Below are 983 nucleotides of genomic sequence, written 5' to 3' on the forward strand. Positions count from 1 at the left end.
CTCTGCGGTATTTTCCTACTCGGAGGGCCATTCCAGCGCGCGTCATATGGGTCCTAATCATCGGTCCTTGGTATTACCTTGAAAACCGGATAGTTCATCGCATGAAACCAGTTACGGATCGACCCGTTTTCCGCTTCGCGCCGAGCTTGAACGGCTACCTGCATCTCGGCCACGCCTTGTCCGCCTTCGAAAACCAGCGGCGAGCAAAGGCTGTGGGCGGCAGGCTGCTGCTCAGGATCGAGGATATCGACCAGACCCGGGCGACGCCGGAGTTCGAGGCGGCGCTGATTACGGATCTCGACTGGCTCGGCATTGGTTTTGAGCCCCCGCTCTTCCGCCAGTCCGAGCATTTCCCTGATTATCAGGCGATGCTCGACCGGCTGATCGTCGCGGGGCTTGCCTATCCGGCCTTCATGACGCGTGGCGAGGTGCGCCGGCTGGTCGAGGCCCATGAGGCCGAAGAGGGCGATTGGCCGCGCGACCCGGATGGCGCGCCGCTCTATCCGGCCGCCGACAGGTTGCGGGGCGAGGAGGAGCGCCAGGCGCTGCTCGCTTCCGGCAAACGCCATGCCTGGCGGCTCGACATGGAAGCGGCCGTCGCCCGCATCGGCGAGCCGTTCTACTGGCGCGAGGAAAGGGACGGCGGGATCGTCGATATTCCGGCCGATCCCGCGGTCTGGGGCGATGTGGTGCTGTCGCGTTCGGATGCGCCGTCGAGCTATCATCTTTCGGTGGTCACCGATGATGCGGCGCAGGGCATCACCCATGTGGTGCGTGGCCTCGATCTCTATCACGCCACCGCGATCCACCGCCTGCTGCAGGAACTTCTGGGGCTTCCCGCGCCGGTCTATCATCACCACCGGCTGATTCTGGGACCCGACGGGCGCAAGCTTTCCAAGTCGAACGGCGATACCGCGCTCCGGCAGTTGCGCGCCGAAGGGCGGTCAGTGGCTGATATCCGTGTCCTTTGCGGGATCTGAATG

Annotated in this window: 1 protein-coding gene; it reads left to right on the top strand. The window is 64.2% G+C overall.

From position 1 onward, the window contains the following. The first annotated feature begins 101 nt into the window (after nucleotides 1-101). Complete coding sequence (gene gluQRS, locus B4E36_RS02470; protein ID WP_292052804.1) at nucleotides 102-980, top strand: tRNA glutamyl-Q(34) synthetase GluQRS; 879 nt, start codon at nucleotides 102-104, stop codon at nucleotides 978-980. The last annotated feature ends 3 nt before the right edge of the window (nucleotides 981-983 follow it).

It is taken from the genome of Martelella sp. UBA3392 (assembly GCF_002358775.1).
Taxonomy (GTDB): domain Bacteria; phylum Pseudomonadota; class Alphaproteobacteria; order Rhizobiales; family Rhizobiaceae; genus Martelella; species Martelella mediterranea.

What these genes read in the sequence shown, in the direction of transcription:
- gluQRS (WP_292052804.1), top strand. Translation starts at nt 102, where the DNA reads ATGAAACCAGTTACGGATCGACCCGTTTTCCGCTTCGCGCCGAGCTTG.